The 16,676-nt window shown below is 47.6% G+C and carries 21 protein-coding genes; 18 read left to right on the forward strand and 3 right to left on the reverse strand.

All coding sequences use genetic code 11. From position 1 onward, the window contains the following. The first annotated feature begins 94 nt into the window (after positions 1 to 94). Both DUE52_RS19340 and DUE52_RS19345 read left to right on the forward strand, forming a co-directional pair. On the forward strand, positions 95 to 370 hold the full coding sequence (locus DUE52_RS19340; protein WP_114407689.1) for a hypothetical protein: 276 nt from the start codon (positions 95 to 97) through the stop codon (positions 368 to 370). A 13-nt stretch (positions 371 to 383) separates the two neighbouring features. Next, positions 384 to 995 (forward strand): class I SAM-dependent methyltransferase, encoded by a 612-nt coding sequence (locus DUE52_RS19345; protein ID WP_114407690.1) that lies wholly within the window; start codon positions 384 to 386, stop codon positions 993 to 995. A 104-nt stretch (positions 996 to 1,099) separates the two neighbouring features. Here DUE52_RS19345 and DUE52_RS19350 read toward each other — a convergent pair whose 3' ends face one another. After that, the gene (locus tag DUE52_RS19350) at positions 1,100 to 1,822 is read right to left on the reverse strand and encodes a DoxX family protein (RefSeq protein ID WP_114407691.1); all 723 of its coding nucleotides are present in this window, start codon (positions 1,820 to 1,822) and stop codon (positions 1,100 to 1,102) included. A 256-nt stretch (positions 1,823 to 2,078) separates the two neighbouring features. Between DUE52_RS19350 and DUE52_RS19355 the strand changes: the two genes are divergently transcribed. Next, entirely contained in the window at positions 2,079 to 2,411 is a 333-nt protein-coding gene (locus tag DUE52_RS19355) for an ArsR/SmtB family transcription factor (RefSeq protein WP_114407692.1), read from the forward strand. Further along, complete coding sequence (locus DUE52_RS19360; protein ID WP_114407693.1) at positions 2,401 to 2,901, forward strand: SRPBCC family protein; 501 nt, start codon at positions 2,401 to 2,403, stop codon at positions 2,899 to 2,901. The genes DUE52_RS19355 and DUE52_RS19360 overlap by 11 nt, the downstream gene beginning before the upstream one ends. Positions 2,902 to 3,047: 146 nt before the next feature. Here the strand turns inward: DUE52_RS19360 and DUE52_RS19365 are convergent, their stop codons facing one another. Next, positions 3,048 to 3,413, reverse strand: a complete 366-nt coding sequence (locus DUE52_RS19365; protein ID WP_114407694.1) for a winged helix-turn-helix transcriptional regulator — start codon at positions 3,411 to 3,413, stop codon at positions 3,048 to 3,050. 120 nt (positions 3,414 to 3,533) lie between these two features. Here DUE52_RS19365 and DUE52_RS19370 point away from each other — a divergent pair, with 120 nt between their 5' ends. From DUE52_RS19370 to DUE52_RS19415, 11 genes are all read left to right on the forward strand, one after another. Beyond that, a complete protein-coding gene (locus DUE52_RS19370) occupies positions 3,534 to 4,295 on the forward strand; it encodes an SDR family NAD(P)-dependent oxidoreductase (RefSeq protein ID WP_114407695.1) in 762 nt (253 codons plus the stop codon). A 239-nt stretch (positions 4,296 to 4,534) separates the two neighbouring features. Beyond that, complete coding sequence (locus tag DUE52_RS19375; RefSeq protein WP_114407696.1) at positions 4,535 to 5,098, forward strand: Crp/Fnr family transcriptional regulator; 564 nt, start codon at positions 4,535 to 4,537, stop codon at positions 5,096 to 5,098. 72 nt (positions 5,099 to 5,170) lie between these two features. Further along, complete coding sequence (locus tag DUE52_RS19380; protein WP_222930295.1) at positions 5,171 to 5,680, forward strand: alpha/beta fold hydrolase; 510 nt, start codon at positions 5,171 to 5,173, stop codon at positions 5,678 to 5,680. Beyond that, positions 5,668 to 5,838, forward strand: a complete 171-nt coding sequence (locus DUE52_RS32655; protein WP_222930296.1) for an alpha/beta fold hydrolase — start codon at positions 5,668 to 5,670, stop codon at positions 5,836 to 5,838. The genes DUE52_RS19380 and DUE52_RS32655 overlap by 13 nt, the downstream gene beginning before the upstream one ends. Positions 5,839 to 5,994: 156 nt before the next feature. Further along, positions 5,995 to 6,891 carry an NmrA family NAD(P)-binding protein gene (locus DUE52_RS19385; RefSeq protein WP_114407697.1) on the forward strand — a complete coding sequence of 299 codons (897 nt, stop codon included), beginning with the start codon at positions 5,995 to 5,997 and terminating at the stop codon, positions 6,889 to 6,891. A gap of 156 nt (positions 6,892 to 7,047) precedes the next feature. Further along, entirely contained in the window at positions 7,048 to 7,413 is a 366-nt protein-coding gene (locus DUE52_RS19390; protein WP_114407698.1) for a DUF2200 domain-containing protein, read from the forward strand. A gap of 130 nt (positions 7,414 to 7,543) precedes the next feature. Further along, complete coding sequence (locus DUE52_RS19395) at positions 7,544 to 8,413, forward strand: TolB family protein (protein ID WP_114407699.1); 870 nt, start codon at positions 7,544 to 7,546, stop codon at positions 8,411 to 8,413. A 35-nt stretch (positions 8,414 to 8,448) separates the two neighbouring features. After that, a complete protein-coding gene (locus DUE52_RS19400; protein ID WP_114407700.1) occupies positions 8,449 to 9,024 on the forward strand; it encodes a Crp/Fnr family transcriptional regulator in 576 nt (191 codons plus the stop codon). A 72-nt stretch (positions 9,025 to 9,096) separates the two neighbouring features. Further along, positions 9,097 to 9,849 carry an SDR family oxidoreductase gene (locus tag DUE52_RS19405; protein ID WP_114407701.1) on the forward strand — a complete coding sequence of 251 codons (753 nt, stop codon included), beginning with the start codon at positions 9,097 to 9,099 and terminating at the stop codon, positions 9,847 to 9,849. A gap of 205 nt (positions 9,850 to 10,054) precedes the next feature. Further along, positions 10,055 to 11,017, forward strand: coding sequence for an SDR family oxidoreductase (locus DUE52_RS19410; RefSeq protein ID WP_114407787.1), 963 nt, complete (start codon positions 10,055 to 10,057; stop codon positions 11,015 to 11,017). A gap of 278 nt (positions 11,018 to 11,295) precedes the next feature. Further along, positions 11,296 to 12,000 (forward strand): helix-turn-helix domain-containing protein, encoded by a 705-nt coding sequence (locus DUE52_RS19415; RefSeq protein WP_229312229.1) that lies wholly within the window; start codon positions 11,296 to 11,298, stop codon positions 11,998 to 12,000. An 87-nt stretch (positions 12,001 to 12,087) separates the two neighbouring features. Here the strand turns inward: DUE52_RS19415 and DUE52_RS19420 are convergent, their stop codons facing one another. Next, positions 12,088 to 12,780 carry a hypothetical protein gene (locus DUE52_RS19420; RefSeq protein WP_133299877.1) on the reverse strand — a complete coding sequence of 231 codons (693 nt, stop codon included), beginning with the start codon at positions 12,778 to 12,780 and terminating at the stop codon, positions 12,088 to 12,090. A gap of 294 nt (positions 12,781 to 13,074) precedes the next feature. Here DUE52_RS19420 and DUE52_RS19425 point away from each other — a divergent pair, with 294 nt between their 5' ends. The 3 genes from DUE52_RS19425 (at position 13,075) to DUE52_RS19435 (ending at position 16,672) form a co-directional block, all read left to right on the forward strand. After that, positions 13,075 to 13,896 (forward strand): alpha/beta fold hydrolase, encoded by an 822-nt coding sequence (locus DUE52_RS19425; RefSeq protein ID WP_114407704.1) that lies wholly within the window; start codon positions 13,075 to 13,077, stop codon positions 13,894 to 13,896. A gap of 201 nt (positions 13,897 to 14,097) precedes the next feature. Further along, positions 14,098 to 16,023: a helix-turn-helix domain-containing protein gene (locus DUE52_RS19430; RefSeq protein WP_114407705.1), complete on the forward strand. Its 1,926-nt coding sequence runs from the start codon at positions 14,098 to 14,100 to the stop codon at positions 16,021 to 16,023. 103 nt (positions 16,024 to 16,126) lie between these two features. After that, complete coding sequence (locus tag DUE52_RS19435) at positions 16,127 to 16,672, forward strand: nuclear transport factor 2-like protein (protein ID WP_114407706.1); 546 nt, start codon at positions 16,127 to 16,129, stop codon at positions 16,670 to 16,672. The last annotated feature ends 4 nt before the right edge of the window (positions 16,673 to 16,676 follow it).

Below are 16,676 nucleotides of genomic sequence, written 5' to 3' on the forward strand. Positions count from 1 at the left end.
AATAAACGTTCATGCGCCAACTTTGTATTAATCTATTGCAACAGTGTCGCATTAACGAAATTGATGCCTATCTTTGCCAAAAATTTAGCGCTATATGGAAACAGGGGAAAACTTAAAACCTCAAGAAATTGAAGTTTTAATCACTGACATCAAAAACAACATCCAAGTGGAACACTTGGTGAAAAATCTTAAGGATAGCTTTCCTACACTGAAAATAAATTTTGATTTAAGTGAAACCAAATTGCCTTACCCTTGTGGTCATACGGTTCTAAGAATTGAAGGAAGCCAGAAACTTTCTGAGGAGATTAAATCAATACTAATCCATTCAGGGTTTAAGTGTGCTATTTTAGAAGATAAAGTGTGTAATTAAACCAGAAAACAGAATGACTGAATTTTGGGAAGAATCATTTAAAGACAAACAGGAAATGTGGGGCTTCCAGCCTGCACATTCAGCCTTATTGACTAAAGATTTTTTTGTCGAAAAAGCAGTTAAAAATATCCTCATTCCGGGCATTGGTTACGGACGCAATGCGAAAGTATTTCAAGACAATGGAATGACCGTTACAGGAATTGAAATTTCGAAAACCGCAATAGATTTAGCAATAAAACATTTCGGAACCGCAATGAATATTTATCATGGCTCTGTAACTGAAATGCCTTTCGACAACAAACAATATGATGGCATATTTTGCCATGGATTAATTTATTTATTGGATAAACCTGAAAGAGAAAAGCTGATCAAAGATTGCTACGACCAACTCACCGATAACGGAAATATGGTTTTCACAGCCATAACCAAGAATGCTCAAACGTATGGACAAGGGGTTTTAATTGGAAAGGACCGATTTGAAATGTTTGGGGGCGTTAAAATTTTCTTCTTCGATAAGAAAACAATAGAAGAAGAATTTGGAACATATGGATTGTTTGAAGTGACCGAAGTAAACGAAAATTATCCTTTTTATTTAATAAAATGTAGGAAGAAAAAAACGAGATAAGGATACGGTTTTTCGCGGCTGGCTTCCACAATCAAATTTCCGGTCGGAATCATCACCGACCGGCGAAAGGAAAACAGATTCCCCAATACGACGGTTTTGCAAGCCTATTGATTCGTTCCCTTTGCTTTGTTATACACGACCAGGCACTCGTGAAGCGGTTTGCCCCGGTTATAAATGCAGTCACAAAAGTCTTCGCAGGCTTTTGGATTGCTATTGCCAGGACATCCATTGGTGCACTCCATCGGGGAACTACCCGGTCGAATGTCGTACAGAAACTGGTTTATAACGATTACAGCAGCGATCATCGCAAAAACACACCCAAAAAACAGGAACGGAAATTGGGTGTTCAACGGTTTTTTGCTTGCTGAGTAACCAGCTTCATTGCGTTGTTTAAACGGTAAAATGGACTTGATCCGGTTGTAGTCCCAACACAATAAATATAAATTGGCCAGCAACATGAGTGTTGTAATACGCGTACCTTCAAAGCGGGTCGCATAGGCCAGAATGCAAATATTCAGGATAATGGGAAAATACAACAGTGCACCCAGAAGTGCTGTTCTTGGAATGAGTAACAAGAGCGCAATGACCAACTGCGAAATGCCGATAAAGGTGTAGTAGTATTCGGTTTGGTGCAGTGCTTCCAAATAGTGTCCCAGCGGATGATTGTTGGACAAACCGCTGGCAAACCGTTCTCCATTCACTTTTACAAACCCCGATGGAATGAATCCCAGCGCCAGCATGATGCGACAGAAAACAGCAAAATAATGAAACCATTTGTTTCCCTTTGCTTCATCATACACCCGGGTAAGCCTGCCTGATAGACGCATACAATAAAAGTTGAGTTGATGATTACGAATCGGTTTGTGTTTTATTCCTTTTAGTATTCTTCCAGATCGATACGATTCTGAATCAAACTTTTTACTCGAAGTACTTTGAAGTACAAAGTAAAAGAAATTTGTTTCATTTCAAAAGACAAGCAACACCCTACGACTTCCAACATTCCCAAATTTTGAGTTTGAAAATAGTTGCGCAACCAGATAATTGCGCTTATATTTGCAACCACATGGTAGCAGATAGGTAAAGATGGAAACAAGACGAGACATTTTTCAGGCGATTGCCGACCCGACACGGCGGGCCATTCTTGTGCTTATTGCCATGCAGGCAATGACCCCGAATGCACTGGCCGAGCATTTTCATACCAGCCGGCAGGCGGTATCAAAGCATCTGAAAGTATTGGCCGAATGCGAATTGGTAAAACCGGAGCTTTCGGGCCGGGAAATTTACTACCAGCTTGAAATCGGCAAAATGAAAGAAATCGATACCTGGCTCGAGCCATTCCGGAAAATATGGGCCGATCGATTTAACCAATTAGACGATGTATTAGCCACCCTTAAAAAACAGCAAAATGAAAAATGATCTGCCAGTTGATTTTACCGTTGACAAAGCCGCAAAAACGGTGTTTATAACCAGAGAATTTGCGGCCGACCTCTCACTGGTGTGGGATGCGTACACCAAACCGGAAATTCTGGACCAATGGTGGGCCCCCAAACCCTGGACTTCAAAAACCAAGGTCATGAATTTTGAAGTGGGCGGGCGACGGTTTTACGCGATGGTAAGCCCGGAAGGACAAGAGCGCTGGTCGATTCAACGGTATACTTCCATTCGTCCAAAAACCAATTTCAAACTGTTCAATGCCTTTGCCGACCCGGATGAAAACCCCGAATTGCCCGGTTCTGACTGGGATTTAACTTTCAGCGAACAAAACGGAAAGACAAAAGTCAGTATTACCATTTACAATGAATCCCTCGAACGCATGGAGAAAATGATTGAAATGGGCTTCAAAGAAGGATTCACCATGACCCTGAACAGCCTGGATGAATTACTGGCCACTTTATCGCAAAAATGACTTTCGTTGTCAATTCGTCTGTAAAAACGCCGTTGTCACTCGCTTGCCGCGAGTGACAACGATCCAAAGGCCATCCGACCCGGCCTCGCATTGGTCTACTAATTACGCTAAAAACCGTTGGGTTTTGTAACGAATTCATCGTCAGCTCAATCTTTAAAAAACTCACTCGTCGGGCAGTAGTTTTCTTTCGGTTCTGTTTCATACTTCTCATTCCAGACAATAATCGAGTTTAGAATGGGCAGAAGTGCTAACCCTTTTTCTGTCAATGAATATTCCACCCGTGGCGGAAGTTCACTGAATGCTTCTCTGATTACCAGGCCGTCATCTTCTAATTCTTTCAATTGCTCCGTTAATACCTTCCTGGTTATCAAAGGGATATAGGCATCTAACTGGCCAAACCTCACTTTACGTGTTTGCAATACGTATACGATGATTGGTTTCCACTTAGTGCCAATAATGCCCATCGAGCGCGTCAACGAACATTTTGAAAAGCTAAATCGCTCGTCTTTCATGGTGATCCATTTATGGTTACTGCAAAGTAACCACTATCAGGCTGCATTAGTATCATATCGATACTAACAAAAGTATCTTTATGAAACAATTTAAAATAACGGCAAAAAACGTTCAGGAAGATGAGCAATAAATTAGCAAACAAAGTCGTCATTGTAACCGGTGCATCGAAAGGAATCGGTGCCGGTATTGCAAAACAAATGGGTGCCGAAGGTGCCAAAGTCGTCGTAAACTACGTATCGAGTAAAGAGGATGCTGATAACGTGGTGAATGCAATCACAAATCAGGGTGGAACGGCCATCGCGATACAAGGCGATGTGTCAAAATCAGACGATGTAAAACGGCTTTTTGGAGAAACCAAAGAAGCTTTTGGCGGCCTCGATGTCTTGGTAAACAACGCCGGGATTTACTGGGCGTTGCCCTTAGCCGATTTCACGGAGGATGCTTACCGCAAGATGTTTGATGTCAACGTGCTGGGCACGCTGTTGACATCACATGAAGCCCTTACATTATTTGACGAAAAAGGCGGTAGCATTATCAACATCAGCTCGGTTGCCGGTAGAGACCCGGAGGTTACCTTATCAGTATACGGCGCCACTAAAGCAGCGATGAGCTTACTGACGACATCACTTTCAAAAGAATTGGGACCTAAAAACATCCGGGTAAACTCCATCCTTTCCAGCATGATTTTGACAGAAGGGCTTGCAAGTCTGGGATTGGTTGCCAATACCGATAATCCCTACATAAACCTGATGACAAGCCGAACGGCTTTAGGACGATTGGGAACTGCGGAAGAGATCGGTCATGTAGCGGTATTTCTTTCAACAGACGAAGCCAGTTTTGTAACCGGACAAGAAATTGAAGTTTCCGGCGGGTTTAAATAAATCCATCGAATAATAAAATGGGCCGTCTTATACGTTGAGACGGCCCATTTTATTGAACACCGCCTGGGGCAGACAGAAGTGGATGGCGTCATTGTTGGCTGTTACAAGCGGGCGGAGACGTGAAGACGGGTACGGTTGACAAAAACGAAGAAAATTTTGACCGGCTTGAAACCGAATGGACTCAAACGACCTTGTAAACAAGACGATTGACGTTGACGAAGTGACCTATACCGTTTACAATGGAAGAATTTATAGCCTTCATAAAAACCATTATCTGGATCGACGATTTCGATTTGCAACTGGTCCTTTCCCGGTGCACCGAAAGGCAAATTCCCAAAGGGAAAATGATCCTGAGGAAAGGGCAGATTGCCAATCAGTATTTTTACATTGTGACGGGCGGGGTCCGGTTTTTTTATGACCGCAATGACCAGGAAAATACCACCTGGGTAACGTTTAAAAATGAGTTTTTTACCGAAATTTCAAGCCTCCATCCCCAAAAACCGACCCGGTTTACGATTGAGGCCATTGAAGATTCCAAACTGGTGGTGATTGACAAAAAAGACATGGACTTTTTATACAGCCATGTTCCCGTTTGGGAAGAGTTTGGCCGAAAAATCTGGGAAGCGATGTCGGTGCGAATGATCGACCAGATCCTGAATTTCCAGACGCTGTCGGCCGAAGAACGGTATCTGGAGTTTATGAGCAACCCTGAATTTTTACAAAAAGTACCCATCAAACAGTTGGCCGCCGTGCTGGGCATTACCCCCAACGCTTTGAGCCGAATCCGGAAAAACATCCGGTAATTTCATTATCTACCATTTGGTAGTTTTCGCGCTTCACCAGCCATCTACCTTTGAGTCGCTAAAAACAAAACGATGACTCAAACGAAAGACAATACACCGTTATCTCAGAATCTCTATTCTGACGATGAATTGATTAAAGATTTCCCCGGCTTTACCAATCAGTATGCCACCGTCAACGGAGTGAAGCTACATTACATGGAAGGCGGTTCTGGCGTGCCACTGCTTTGTTTGCCCGGATGGCCCCAAACCTGGTATTCCTACCATCCGGTTGCCACCGAGCTAGCCAAAACCTACCGCGTCATCATCGTTGACCTACGCGGCATGGGCAGTTCGGAAAAACCCGCTTCGGGCTACGACAAGAAAACGATGGCTACGGATATTTTGGAACTTGTCCGGCAACTTGGTTTAAAAAAGGTTTATATCATGGGCCACGATATTGGCGGCATGGTAGCCATGAGTTTTGCTTTCAACTATCCCGCATTCACCCAAAAGCTCATTGTTTTGGACGGTTCGCACCCCAGTGAAGGCATGATGCAATCGACGATGCAAAAGCTTACCAGCCGCTTGCCATGCCGGTCTTAGGGATTGGGAGTTACATCAGCTACCAATACATGAAAATGGGATTGCCGTATGTCGCAACCGATCTAACCGTAGTGGGAATTCTGGAAAGCGGGCATTACCTGTTTGAAGAGAAGCCGGAACAGGTGATTGACGCGGTTTTGAGCTTTCTGGCATCATAACGGAAAACGCAATGGACTTGGGTCTGATAATTCAGTTATATGTACAATTCACCCCTAAATCCCCTGAAGGGGACTTTTAGCATCCGGAGAATTCTGCGTCCAAGTCCCCTTTAGGGGATTTAGGGGTAATAAGTACTAATTCATAAAAAGCAAGACATGAAAAAAGCAATTTTAGTAGCCGGTGCCACCGGTAATTTAGGAAGTAAAATCTGCCGGGAACTCCTAAAACGAGAAGCCGACGTCAGTGCGATCGTTCGGACATCTTCCGATCCTGAAAAAATAGAAACCCTGGCAAAAATGGGCGTCAAGGTTATCGAGGTTGATTTAAACCGGATTGACGAAATCGCGAAAGCCTGTGCCGGTACCCATTGCGTGGTGTCCGCCCTCGCGGGTCTGGGCGATGTCATTGTGGATTTACAAAAGCGAATTTTGGATGGTGCCATCCAGGCCGGGGTTCCACGGTTTATTCCGTCCGATTTTTGCACGGATTACAATGACCTGGTGCCGGGCGAAAACCGGAATTTTGATTTACGAAGAGCATTTAAAGCGTATCTGGACAACACGTTCATACAGGCATCGTCTGTTTTCAATGGTGCTTTTGCCGACATCCTGAAATACAACACCCCGGTTTTAAACTTAAAAGACAAAAGCATTGGTTACTGGGGTGAAAAAGCAGACTGGAAACTGGATTTCACCACCATGGACGACACGGCGGCCTTTACCGCCGAAGTGGCTCTGGACGACAGCGCACCCCGGGATTTACAGATCGCCAGTTTCCAGGTCAGTCCCAACAACCTATGGGCCGACGTGAAAGAAGCAAGCGGCCAGGAATTCCGAATCCAGCAATTATCCAGTCTCGAAGACTTTGCGCGATTCATAAAAAAACAAAGGGCCGACAACCCGGCGGGTGAAAATGAGTTGTATGCAAAATGGCAGCAAAGCCAGTATATGTATTCGATGTTTTCGACGCAACACCATCAACTGGCGAATGAAAGGTATAAAAACCTGACCTGGACAAGGAGTTTGGCGTTTATCAAGTCTTTTGTCCACTAAAACAAGGCTGTAGAGCCTATCAATTGATAGGTTCTACAGGACAATTTGTTATTGCACCCATCCATACCCGCATCAACACCCTGCTCCTAAAACCGCATAGGCTTACTTTTGTAAAAGCAAAACGGCCATGAGAAAACTCACATTACCACACAAGCTATGAAAGCAACGCCCGAACACGATGAGCGGATCGCAAAACTGACTTTTGCTTCAGTATATCCCCACTATGTCACCAAAGTGGAGAAGAAAGGCCGAACGAAAGACGAATTGCATCAGGTGATTACCTGGTTAACAGGCTTTGATGAAAAAAGACAGCAAGAACTCATCGAAGAAAAGGTGACGTTTGAAGCCTTTTTTCAAAAGGCCACCGTAAACCCGGCGGCTCACCGCATTACAGGTGCCATCTGTGGCTATCGGGTGGAAGAAATCGAGAATCCGTTAACGCAACAAGTCAGGTATTTAGACAAATTAGTGGATGAATTGGCGAAAGGTCGGAAAATGGAGAAAATTTTGCGGGTGGTGTAAAAAGAACGGCGAGCAACGACCGCAACCCGGTAAAAGCTACATACCAGGAACCCTGACTTTCCCTGTAACACCAATCCCAAACCGTGTCTGGCAAGTTGATCATTAGTGATTAATCCACAAGTCAATCAGTATGAAATATTCATTCGTCGCAGCATTACTCTGTATCGCCCTGCTTTGTGAAGCACAAATAGCACCACAACTATTTGAACCCTCGCTGATATCCAATGGTGGCGTTTTTGGGCTAACCATTTCGCCTGATTCTAAAATTGCCCTCTGGGTACGTTCAAATGGAAAAAGAGATACGTTAAAAATAATGGAGTCAAGGAAAAACAACGGTATCTGGTCGACGCCGGTTGTAGCGTCCTTTTCTTCACCAACCGGCGAATGGAAAGACATCGATCCCCTGTTTAGTCCGGACGGAAAAACGGTATTATTTCAATCCAACAGAAACACGGGAAGGAGTGCGGACCGGAAAGATTTTGACATTTGGGCGGTTACGCTGGCGAATAATCAATGGAGCAAACCCTACCATCTGGGTTCTGTAATCAATACAGAAAGCTCCGAATCCTATGCCTCCGTAGCCCGGAACGGCAACATTTACTTCATGAAGGAAAATGAAGATGGCAAAGGCAAATCCGATCTGTATGTTTCAGAATTTAAAAATGGCAACTATCAAACCCCTCGAAACATAGGTTTGCCGATCAATACGACGGAGCGGGAATCAAACCCTTTTATTTCTCCCGACGAAGATTACCTGCTCTATTTTTCGTCCGATCCGACCGGTTTTGGCGATGTCGATTTATACATCTCTTTTCAGAAAAAAGGTAAATGGACCACCCCGAAAAATCTGGGATCACCCATAAATTCCAGCCTCGCTGAATTTTGCCCATTTGTCCATACCAAAGAAAAAAGACTATATTTTTCCAGACAGGAGAAGCAAGGTGATAAAATGAAAGAAGACCTGCTTTATATCGATTTTGATATAAAAAAATACAAGTAAAACAGGCATCAACAACTGTTGCGAACCATCGATCCATGCCCGAACGCTTCAAAGCCCATTTGTATAAATTCACAGCCGCTACGGATGACGAAGCGGTTCAGATTCTTTCGTATTTTCAGACCAGAACAGTGGGCAAAAAAGAAAACCTGCTCACGGCAGGACAGGTCTGCCAATGGCTTTATTTTGTCGAACGGGGAATCCTGCGGAAGTTTTATGTCAATGAAAAAGGCGTGGAACAAACCACAGAACTGGCCATCGAAAACTGGTGGATAACCGATCATTTTGCCTACGAAAGCCAATCGATCACCGAGTCTACCATTCAGGCGGTTGAACACACGGAAGTGCTCGCTCTGCATCGGGATAGCCGGGAAAAACTGCTGGCGCAACATCCGGTGATGGAAAAATATTTCCGGTGCGTCTATCAAAAAGCGTATGCAGCCGCTCAGATGCGGATCAAGTTTATGTATGGCTTTTCGCGGGAAGAGTTATACCATCATTTCTGCAAAAAACATCCCGAGTTTCTGCAACGCATTCCGCAATACCTGCTGGCTTCCTACCTGGGTTTTACGCCCGAATACCTGAGCGAAATTCGCCGGAAAAGCCTTTCTTAAACCAGTTTAAGATTTCTAAACGATGCGGTTTTCACCTTTGCATCACATTTAATCCGTTAAAAAAGAAGCAAGATGAAAATAGTCATTATCGGCGGTACCGGCCTCATTGGTAGCCAGTTAACCCATACATTAAAAGACCAGTACGACGTTCTGGCCGCATCGCCCAATACCGGCGTCAACACGATTACCCAAGCCGGTTTGGCAGAAGCCCTGCAAAACGCCACGGTGGTGATCGACGTTTCCAACTCGCCCTCCTTCGCCACGGAGGATGTGATGGCCTTCTTTAAAACCTCCACGGAGAATTTGCTGGCGGCCGAAAAAAGAGCCGGTGTTCAACACCATGTTATCCTCTCGGTGGTCGGGACCCACAAACTCCAGGAAAGCGGTTATTTCCGGGCCAAACAGGTGCAGGAAGACCTGGTCAAGGCATCCGGCATTCCGTTCTCGATTGTTCGGGCGACCCAGTTTTTCGAATTTGCGGCAGGCGTTGCCCACATGAGTGCGGCCGACGGAAAAATCGTGCTGCCCCGCGGGCTTGTGCAGCCCATCGCCAGTGCCGACGTGGCGTCTTTTCTGGCCAAAACCGCCACCGGAACGCCAACCAATCGCATCGTAGACATTGCCGGACCCGAGCGGTTTGAGCTGGATGCCTGGATCCGACGCTATTTTGCGAGCATCGACAATCCGCAGGAAGTGGTAACCGATGCCAAAGCGGTTTATTCAGGGGCCGCCATTACGGCCACGACGCTGGTGCCCGATGACGCCGGGTATGTGGGAAGCACCCACTACGACGAATGGATTTCGAAACCGGAAAACCAACGGTAAACCGCAGCACCACACCCGTAGGAAAGTGCAAATTCAACTGCGGCAATCGACCACAGGAATAAGCGAAAAAAGGATTGCCTTATCGTGGCAATCCTTTTTTCGCTCCCGTAGTGACCTTCACAACAAACTAAAACTGGACGTTACAGCAAAGTTGCCAATCGCTCTAATCCGGAATTTTGTGCTGTTCATTAACGACACAAATAAAATGACGAACCAAACCATATTAGTAACCGGCGGCACCGGATTTGTGGGGATCCACACCATTCTGCAACTTTTGCAAAAAGGATACCACGTAAACACCACGCTGCGCTCCCTGTCGAAAAAAGACAGCATTCTCAATGCCTTGAAAGAAGCCGGAATTGACGATTTTACTGCATTGGCGTTTTTTGAGGCCGATCTGACCAGCGACACCGGTTGGGAAGAAGCCGTGGCGGGTGTGGATTATGTGCTGCACGTCGCGTCGCCGTTTCCGGCCCAGGACCCCAGGGATGAAAACGAACTGATCATTCCGGCGCGGGATGGTGCTTTGCGGGTGCTGAAAGCCGCTCAGAAAGCCGGTGTCAAACGGGTTGTGCTGACCTCCTCGTTCGCGGCCATTGGCTACAGCCGCAATCCCAAAGACCATCTTTTTACCGAAGAAGACTGGACGGATGCCACGGCAGCGATTCCGCCGTATATCAAGTCGAAAACCGTGGCCGAAAAAGCGGCCTGGGAGTACATTGAAACCGAAGGCGGGAATCTGGAACTGACGGTGATCAATCCGGTGGGAATTTTTGGCCCGGTTCTGGGTGGAATCAGCTCGGCGTCGCTGGATATTGCCGTGTCCGGAATCCTGAATGGCGTGATCCGGGAAAGTCCGAATTTTACAATGGGCGTTGTCGATGTCCGGGATGTGGCCGCGATCCATCTCACGGCCATGACGCATCCGGAAGCGGGTGGAGAGCGGTTTATTGCTACGTCGGATGGCGTGATGAGCTTTTATGATGTCGCCGAACTGTTTAAAAAAGAACGGCCCGAATGGGCTGAAAAGATTGCCGACATGCAGCCGACGCCCAATGAATTTTACATTGAAATGACAAACCACAAAGCCAAAACCGTGTTGGGCTGGCAGCCCCGGAGCAAAGAAGCGGCCTTGCTGGCCAGTGTTGATAGCTTGCCAAGGAATTAATTTTTTAGATTTAGAGATTTCGCTTTTTGCCCCTAAATCCCGAAGCGTCGGCCCGGCCTAAAGGGGACTTGGACGCTGTTCAATCCGGATGCCTAAAGTCCCCTTTAGGCCGGGCCGACGCTTCGGGATTTAGGGGCATTTTTCAGTGCAATACAATTATCAGACAAAAGACCCAAACATTGAAAGTTCACAACATCCAATCCTGCCACTTAGGCCCCGAAATTTCCCCGGAGCAATTCATATCAGACCATTTTTTTCTGTATTTATTGAAAGGGTCGATGAAGGCGTTTGACGGACGAAACACGTATACGATGAATCCGGGCGATGCCGTAATCGCCCGGAAAAATCATTTGGTGCGGTATACGAAGTACAGGGAAAACGATCGGTTCGAGAAAATTATCATTACGCTGGACGAGCCTTTTTTGCGAAAATTCCAGGAGCGACATCCGGTCGACGTGCCGGTTTTTGCCAATGACAACTCGTTTTTAGGGATCGAAGCGACTAAATTCATACAGAGTTTTATCTATTCTCTGGAACCCTATTACACCGGCGATTTACAGATCGACGAAACCTTCGCCGATTTAAAAAGGGAAGAATTGCTGCTGATTTTGTTGAAAGCCAATCCACAACTGGCCAGTGTTTTCTTTAATTTCAGCATTCCCGAAAAGATAAATCTGGAAGAATTTATGAACCGTAATTTTCGCTTCAACATTAGCCTCGACCGTTTTGCCTATTTGACGGGGCGAAGTTTGTCGTCGTTCAAACGGGATTTCCAGAAACGATTCGGGACAACGCCCTACACCTGGCTCAAAAAGAAACGGCTGGATGAAGCTCATTTTCAACTTTCGAATCAGCACCTCAAACCCGCCCAGGTGTATCTGGAAGTCGGGTTTGAAGATTTGTCACATTTTTCGTTTGCCTTCAAAAAGCAGTTTGGCAAAACACCGACGGAAGTAATTGAAAGTCAACACCCAGGCAGATAAAACGGTTTTAGTAGAAGCAGGCATCTTACCGTAAAGAAAAGAAGTCGATCATGGCTTATACTGAAGAAACCGCACTGATCGACCTCACTATTTATTGGGCAAATCCTTGATTTGCTGAAGCGTTTTTTCACGGATGGGTTTACCGTCTGCAATACTGTGAACCGCGCTGGTAACACAAATGGCCGCATTCAACGTGTTCGGATCGGCCCGGCGTTTGGGGTAATCTTCAAAATTGGCCTTCTTATTCGCCAGCAACTGGTAGAGTTGCTCCATGCCAGGGTGGCGGGTGACAATGGGCTGCTCTTCATATTCGTCGCCAGGACTTGATGTCTCACGATCCAAATTGACACAATAGAGAAAAAGTAACGCCAGATAGCGTTCTTTCGCAGGCACCTCGATGGACACCCTGGAAGGCAAAATTCCATTCTGAACATTTCCCGATTTGCTGATAAAAAGCAATCCGGGTGGTAGCTGAATGGTAATGGGCTGGTTGGTACTGTTATAAAAATTCAGACAGAGTATAACGGCTCCTCCGTTGCCATATTCGTGTTCTCTCCCGGCCTCCTGCTGACAGTCATAATCGGTTCCGGGTTTGCCAATCAACGTAATGCCTTTGGGCCACACGAAAGGTGTACCGACGGGCCGTTCTTTCGATTTGCCAAATCCTGGCTCAAGCCGCGGTTTGGGGCTGTCATCCTCTCGGGATGCCGGCTTGCAATCCAGCAGGAAGAGAAAAACCGCCAATAGACATAAACGGGATAATACGGTCACGAATGACATAGCCTTGCTGTTAGATTTACAGGCGAACTTACCTGCCGTGCCTGCCGATCTGAATGGGTTTTATGCCAACCACTTCTGATGTTATTTGAATGCATTGTCTTGCGGTTTAAACCAAAGGAATTGACTTCGCTGAAAAAAGGGATGACAATTTGTTATGCTGCCGCGTCGGAATGGATGCCTGCGAAACCGGGCTCAGGCAGTGTAGTGAAAGAAAAGAGCGGTTTCGTGACGACCTAAAACGTCAAAAAAAGTATCTTTCCGAAACTTTATCAATTACCAACCAAAACGTAAAAAATGGCAAAGATCACCTTAAAAGACGGGACTGAAATCTATTACAAGGACTGGGGCACCGGTCAACCGCTCGTATTCCACCACGGCTGGCCGTTGTCCGGCGATGACTGGGACGCCCAAATGATGTTTTTCCTGAACCAGGGCTTTCGCGTGATTGCGCATGACCGCCGGGGACACGGCCGGTCGTCGCAAACCGAAAATGGCCATGACATGGATACCTATGCCGCCGATGTGGCTGAACTGACAGCGTTTCTGGATTTAAAAGATGCGGTACACATCGGCCACTCGACCGGTGGTGGTGAAGTGATCCGGTATGTGGCCAAACACGGCCAGGGCCGTGTTGCGAAAGCGGTTTTGATCAGTGCCGTTACGCCCCTCATGGCACAAACCGAATCGAATCCGGACGGGATTCCCATGTCGGTGTTCGACGACATCCGGACTGGTACGGCCACCCAGCGCCCCCAATACTTTCAGGATTTTACGATGCCTTTTTACGGCTTTAACCGGGAAGGCGCCAAAGTCTCGCAGGGAATTCGGGATAACTGGTGGCGGCAGGGCATGATGGGGGCCATCAAAGCGCATTACGATTGCGTTAAAGTTTTCTCCGAAACCGATTTTACCGAAGACCTGAAAAGTGTCGATGTACCGGTCCTGGTTCTGCATGGTGAAGATGACCAGATCGTTCCCTTTCATCTGACCGCCGTGAAGGCGGTGAAGCTTTTAAAGAACGGAAAGCTGATCTCCTACCCCGGTTTTCCGCACGGCATGCCGACGACTGAAGCCGCTACCATCAATGCCGACCTGTTAGCATTTATCCAATCATAGTTCTTTCCGTGGCCGGTTTCATCACCGGCCACCTTTTAAAAACCAACCTAAGTTCAGTATCCGGGTTTTGTTTTTGTAGGGGATAAAAATTTCATACGTAAAACCGCAAGCCCTTGCCAACCAAGTCTTATTTGTATTTTTACAATTCGTAAGCTAGAAGATCAGCAGCGCATGGTCTCCCCATTACCCTGTATTTGATCCATGGTTGGTTCCGACGATTTATTCCTGCCGAAACTTATATCGCTGATTGACAGCAATTTAATCAACCCTTCGTTTTCGGCTGAAATCATTTGCCGGGAAATGGGGGTCAGCCGATCCGGGTTACACCGGCTTGTCAAAGAACACACCGGTCTGTCCGTCACCTTGTTCATTCGCCGGTACCGACTGGAAAAGGCCAAAATTCTGCTCAAAACAACCGAATTACGCAGTGTGGAAATCGCCGAGCTGGTCGGCATTCCCAATCCGCAGAACTTCAGCAAGTATTTTACCGAAGCCTACGCCGTCAGTCCTTCCGAATACCGAAAGCTGCCGCCCGAAACGGATCATTTTATCCCGGATCCGGAGCCAATCGTTGCCGATACTATGCCGATAATAGCGGAACCAAAACCGATTCGTCAACAACCGGTCTCCCCACCCGTTACGGACTCTAGACGCCGGTATCGATACCTTATTCCGGGGCTGCTGGTTGCGGGTCTGGCGCTGTTGGTCTGGCTGCGATTCGGCAGGCAAACCGATGATTTACAAACGTCATCGGGCTTCGACAGCTCCATTGCCATTCTGCCCTTCCGAAATCTGGGAACCGCCGAGACCCAGTATTTTAGCGAAGGCGTTCGGGAACAGGTTCAGGTGGCTCTCGCTTACATCCCGCAGGTGAAAGTCATTTCACGAACCTCAACCCAATCCTACGAGAAAACCGCGAAAACCGTCCCGCAAATTGCCCGTGAACTGGATGTTTCGTACCTGCTCGAAGGCAGTGCCCTTCAGTTGGGCAACCGGATCAAACTATCGGTTGCGCTGATCCGGGCGGAAGAGAACCAAACCGTCTGGACCAAGACCTACGAGGGCGAGACAAAAGACCTGTGGGCGTTCACCAGCACGGTTGCCAAAACGATTGCGGGCGAACTAAACCAGCAGCTTAGCAGCATCATCCGGAAAAAAATGGATAAAGCGCCCACCTTAAACCCGACCGCGATGACCGAATACCTCAAAGGTGAGTATTTCCTCCGGACCCGAACCAAGGAAGGGCTCAACAACAGTCTGATCAATCTGAACCGGGCGATTGCCCTGGATTCCGGCTTTGCAGAAGCCTACGCCAGCAAGGCGCAGGTGTATTTTCTGTACTTCGAAGAAGGGTATGCCGATGCCGACAGCAGTATGAAACGGGCCGAACAAAATGCCCTTACCGCCATCCGGCTCGATTCCGAAAATGCGAACGCCTTTGCCCTATTGGCTAAATTGTACCAGCGGCAGAGCAAGTGGGAACAGGCCCTCACGACGATCCGGATTGCCCTCCAATACCAACCCAATAACGCCCTGACCAATTATTGGTACAGCCTGATGCTTCGTTCCGTGGGCGAGGCTGATCGGGCCATCGAGTACAGCACCAAAGCCCTGCGCATCGACCCACTGTTTCCGGTGATTATGATTGGCCATTTGGGAAATTTAACCTACGCCGGGCGATTTGAAGAAGCCCGACAGGTGATGGAAGAAGGGCAGCGACTGCATGCTTCGGCTTATGGCTGGTACTGGAGCACGGCTTTTTATTACATCAACCAAAACCGGTGGCCGGAAGCACTGCGTGAACTCGAAAAGGCGCAACGACTCAATCCGGATACCCGCTCGTTTCCGGTTTTTATTGCTTACGTAAAAGCCCGGATGCATCAACCGGCAGCCGCCCGGGCGCTGCTGGATTCCCTGCCGGATGACGTGACCCATTACCCCTATCGGTCCGTTCTGTACATCGGACTCGGCGACACGGACCGCTGCCTCACCTACCTCGAAAAAGGAGCGGAGGTGGGTAGCCTGCCCGACTATCTCAAAGTTTCGCCGGTGTTCAAGTCACTGCGGAATACGCCCCGGTTTCAGGCCGTCATCCGGAAAGTGGGACTGGATAAAACCGCCTTCTGACACAATACACCAACTTTTTGACACAATACACTAAGTTTTTGACACAATAGACCAACAGGCCTGGCTGGTTTGGGGGCGAACTTTGCCCCAACGTAACCGGTCTATGAAACCCGTCCTGTTTTTGTTACTGGCTCTTCAAACAGCCTGCACCCCGACCACCCTGAAGGAACCGCTTACCGACTACGGGACGGCCGACCTCTCCTATCTGGTGCTGACCCAGAAAGCCCTCACTTATCAAGCTGATTTCGACACCGAAGCCTGGGGGGAAATGCTCACCGATAGTATTGAATTCATTGCCCCCGATGGGCAACCGGTCTGGCGCGGAAAACCGGCGGTGCTGGCGGGCTGGCAGCAGTGGCGGCAACAGCTCGGTGTAGCCCGGATGCAGTTGACCAACCTGACGCACTGGCCCATCCAGATTGCCCAGCCTTCGGCGCTCTGGCACAAACCCGGCGTCTATGTGGTCTCGTACTGCACGGCCCACCTGTCGTTGCGGGATGGACAACAAACCCACCTGCTGATGCACCTGTGCTGCCACTTCGACACCACCGGCCACATCGACCGCTACCTTTTGTTACACCAACAACCCTTGAACAAAGCCACAACCCGAAAACCGGCATCGGATTTCAAAAAACCGTATCTGTTTTAACCCT

Source organism: Larkinella punicea, assembly GCF_003334855.1.
GTDB classification, from domain to species: Bacteria; Bacteroidota; Bacteroidia; order Cytophagales; family Spirosomataceae; genus Larkinella; species Larkinella punicea.

What these genes read in the sequence shown, in the direction of transcription:
- DUE52_RS19370 (WP_114407695.1), top strand. Translation starts at nt 3,534, where the DNA reads ATGAGCAATAAATTAGCAAACAAAGTCGTCATTGTAACCGGTGCATCG.
- DUE52_RS19410 (WP_114407787.1), top strand. Translation starts at nt 10,055, where the DNA reads ATGACGAACCAAACCATATTAGTAACCGGCGGCACCGGATTTGTGGGG.
- DUE52_RS19345 (WP_114407690.1), top strand. Translation starts at nt 384, where the DNA reads ATGACTGAATTTTGGGAAGAATCATTTAAAGACAAACAGGAAATGTGG.
- DUE52_RS19435 (WP_114407706.1), top strand. Translation starts at nt 16,127, where the DNA reads ATGAAACCCGTCCTGTTTTTGTTACTGGCTCTTCAAACAGCCTGCACC.
- DUE52_RS19430 (WP_114407705.1), top strand. Translation starts at nt 14,098, where the DNA reads ATGGTTGGTTCCGACGATTTATTCCTGCCGAAACTTATATCGCTGATT.
- DUE52_RS19360 (WP_114407693.1), top strand. Translation starts at nt 2,401, where the DNA reads ATGAAAAATGATCTGCCAGTTGATTTTACCGTTGACAAAGCCGCAAAA.
- DUE52_RS19380 (WP_222930295.1), top strand. Translation starts at nt 5,171, where the DNA reads ATGACTCAAACGAAAGACAATACACCGTTATCTCAGAATCTCTATTCT.
- DUE52_RS19420 (WP_133299877.1), bottom strand. Translation starts at nt 12,780, where the DNA reads ATGTCATTCGTGACCGTATTATCCCGTTTATGTCTATTGGCGGTTTTT.
- DUE52_RS19400 (WP_114407700.1), top strand. Translation starts at nt 8,449, where the DNA reads ATGCCCGAACGCTTCAAAGCCCATTTGTATAAATTCACAGCCGCTACG.
- DUE52_RS19405 (WP_114407701.1), top strand. Translation starts at nt 9,097, where the DNA reads ATGAAAATAGTCATTATCGGCGGTACCGGCCTCATTGGTAGCCAGTTA.
- DUE52_RS19385 (WP_114407697.1), top strand. Translation starts at nt 5,995, where the DNA reads ATGAAAAAAGCAATTTTAGTAGCCGGTGCCACCGGTAATTTAGGAAGT.
- DUE52_RS19375 (WP_114407696.1), top strand. Translation starts at nt 4,535, where the DNA reads ATGGAAGAATTTATAGCCTTCATAAAAACCATTATCTGGATCGACGAT.
- DUE52_RS19425 (WP_114407704.1), top strand. Translation starts at nt 13,075, where the DNA reads ATGGCAAAGATCACCTTAAAAGACGGGACTGAAATCTATTACAAGGAC.
- DUE52_RS19415 (WP_229312229.1), top strand. Translation starts at nt 11,296, where the DNA reads ATGAAGGCGTTTGACGGACGAAACACGTATACGATGAATCCGGGCGAT.
- DUE52_RS19365 (WP_114407694.1), bottom strand. Translation starts at nt 3,413, where the DNA reads ATGAAAGACGAGCGATTTAGCTTTTCAAAATGTTCGTTGACGCGCTCG.
- DUE52_RS32655 (WP_222930296.1), top strand. Translation starts at nt 5,668, where the DNA reads ATGCCGGTCTTAGGGATTGGGAGTTACATCAGCTACCAATACATGAAA.
- DUE52_RS19395 (WP_114407699.1), top strand. Translation starts at nt 7,544, where the DNA reads ATGAAATATTCATTCGTCGCAGCATTACTCTGTATCGCCCTGCTTTGT.
- DUE52_RS19390 (WP_114407698.1), top strand. Translation starts at nt 7,048, where the DNA reads ATGAAAGCAACGCCCGAACACGATGAGCGGATCGCAAAACTGACTTTT.
- DUE52_RS19355 (WP_114407692.1), top strand. Translation starts at nt 2,079, where the DNA reads ATGGAAACAAGACGAGACATTTTTCAGGCGATTGCCGACCCGACACGG.
- DUE52_RS19350 (WP_114407691.1), bottom strand. Translation starts at nt 1,822, where the DNA reads ATGCGTCTATCAGGCAGGCTTACCCGGGTGTATGATGAAGCAAAGGGA.
- DUE52_RS19340 (WP_114407689.1), top strand. Translation starts at nt 95, where the DNA reads ATGGAAACAGGGGAAAACTTAAAACCTCAAGAAATTGAAGTTTTAATC.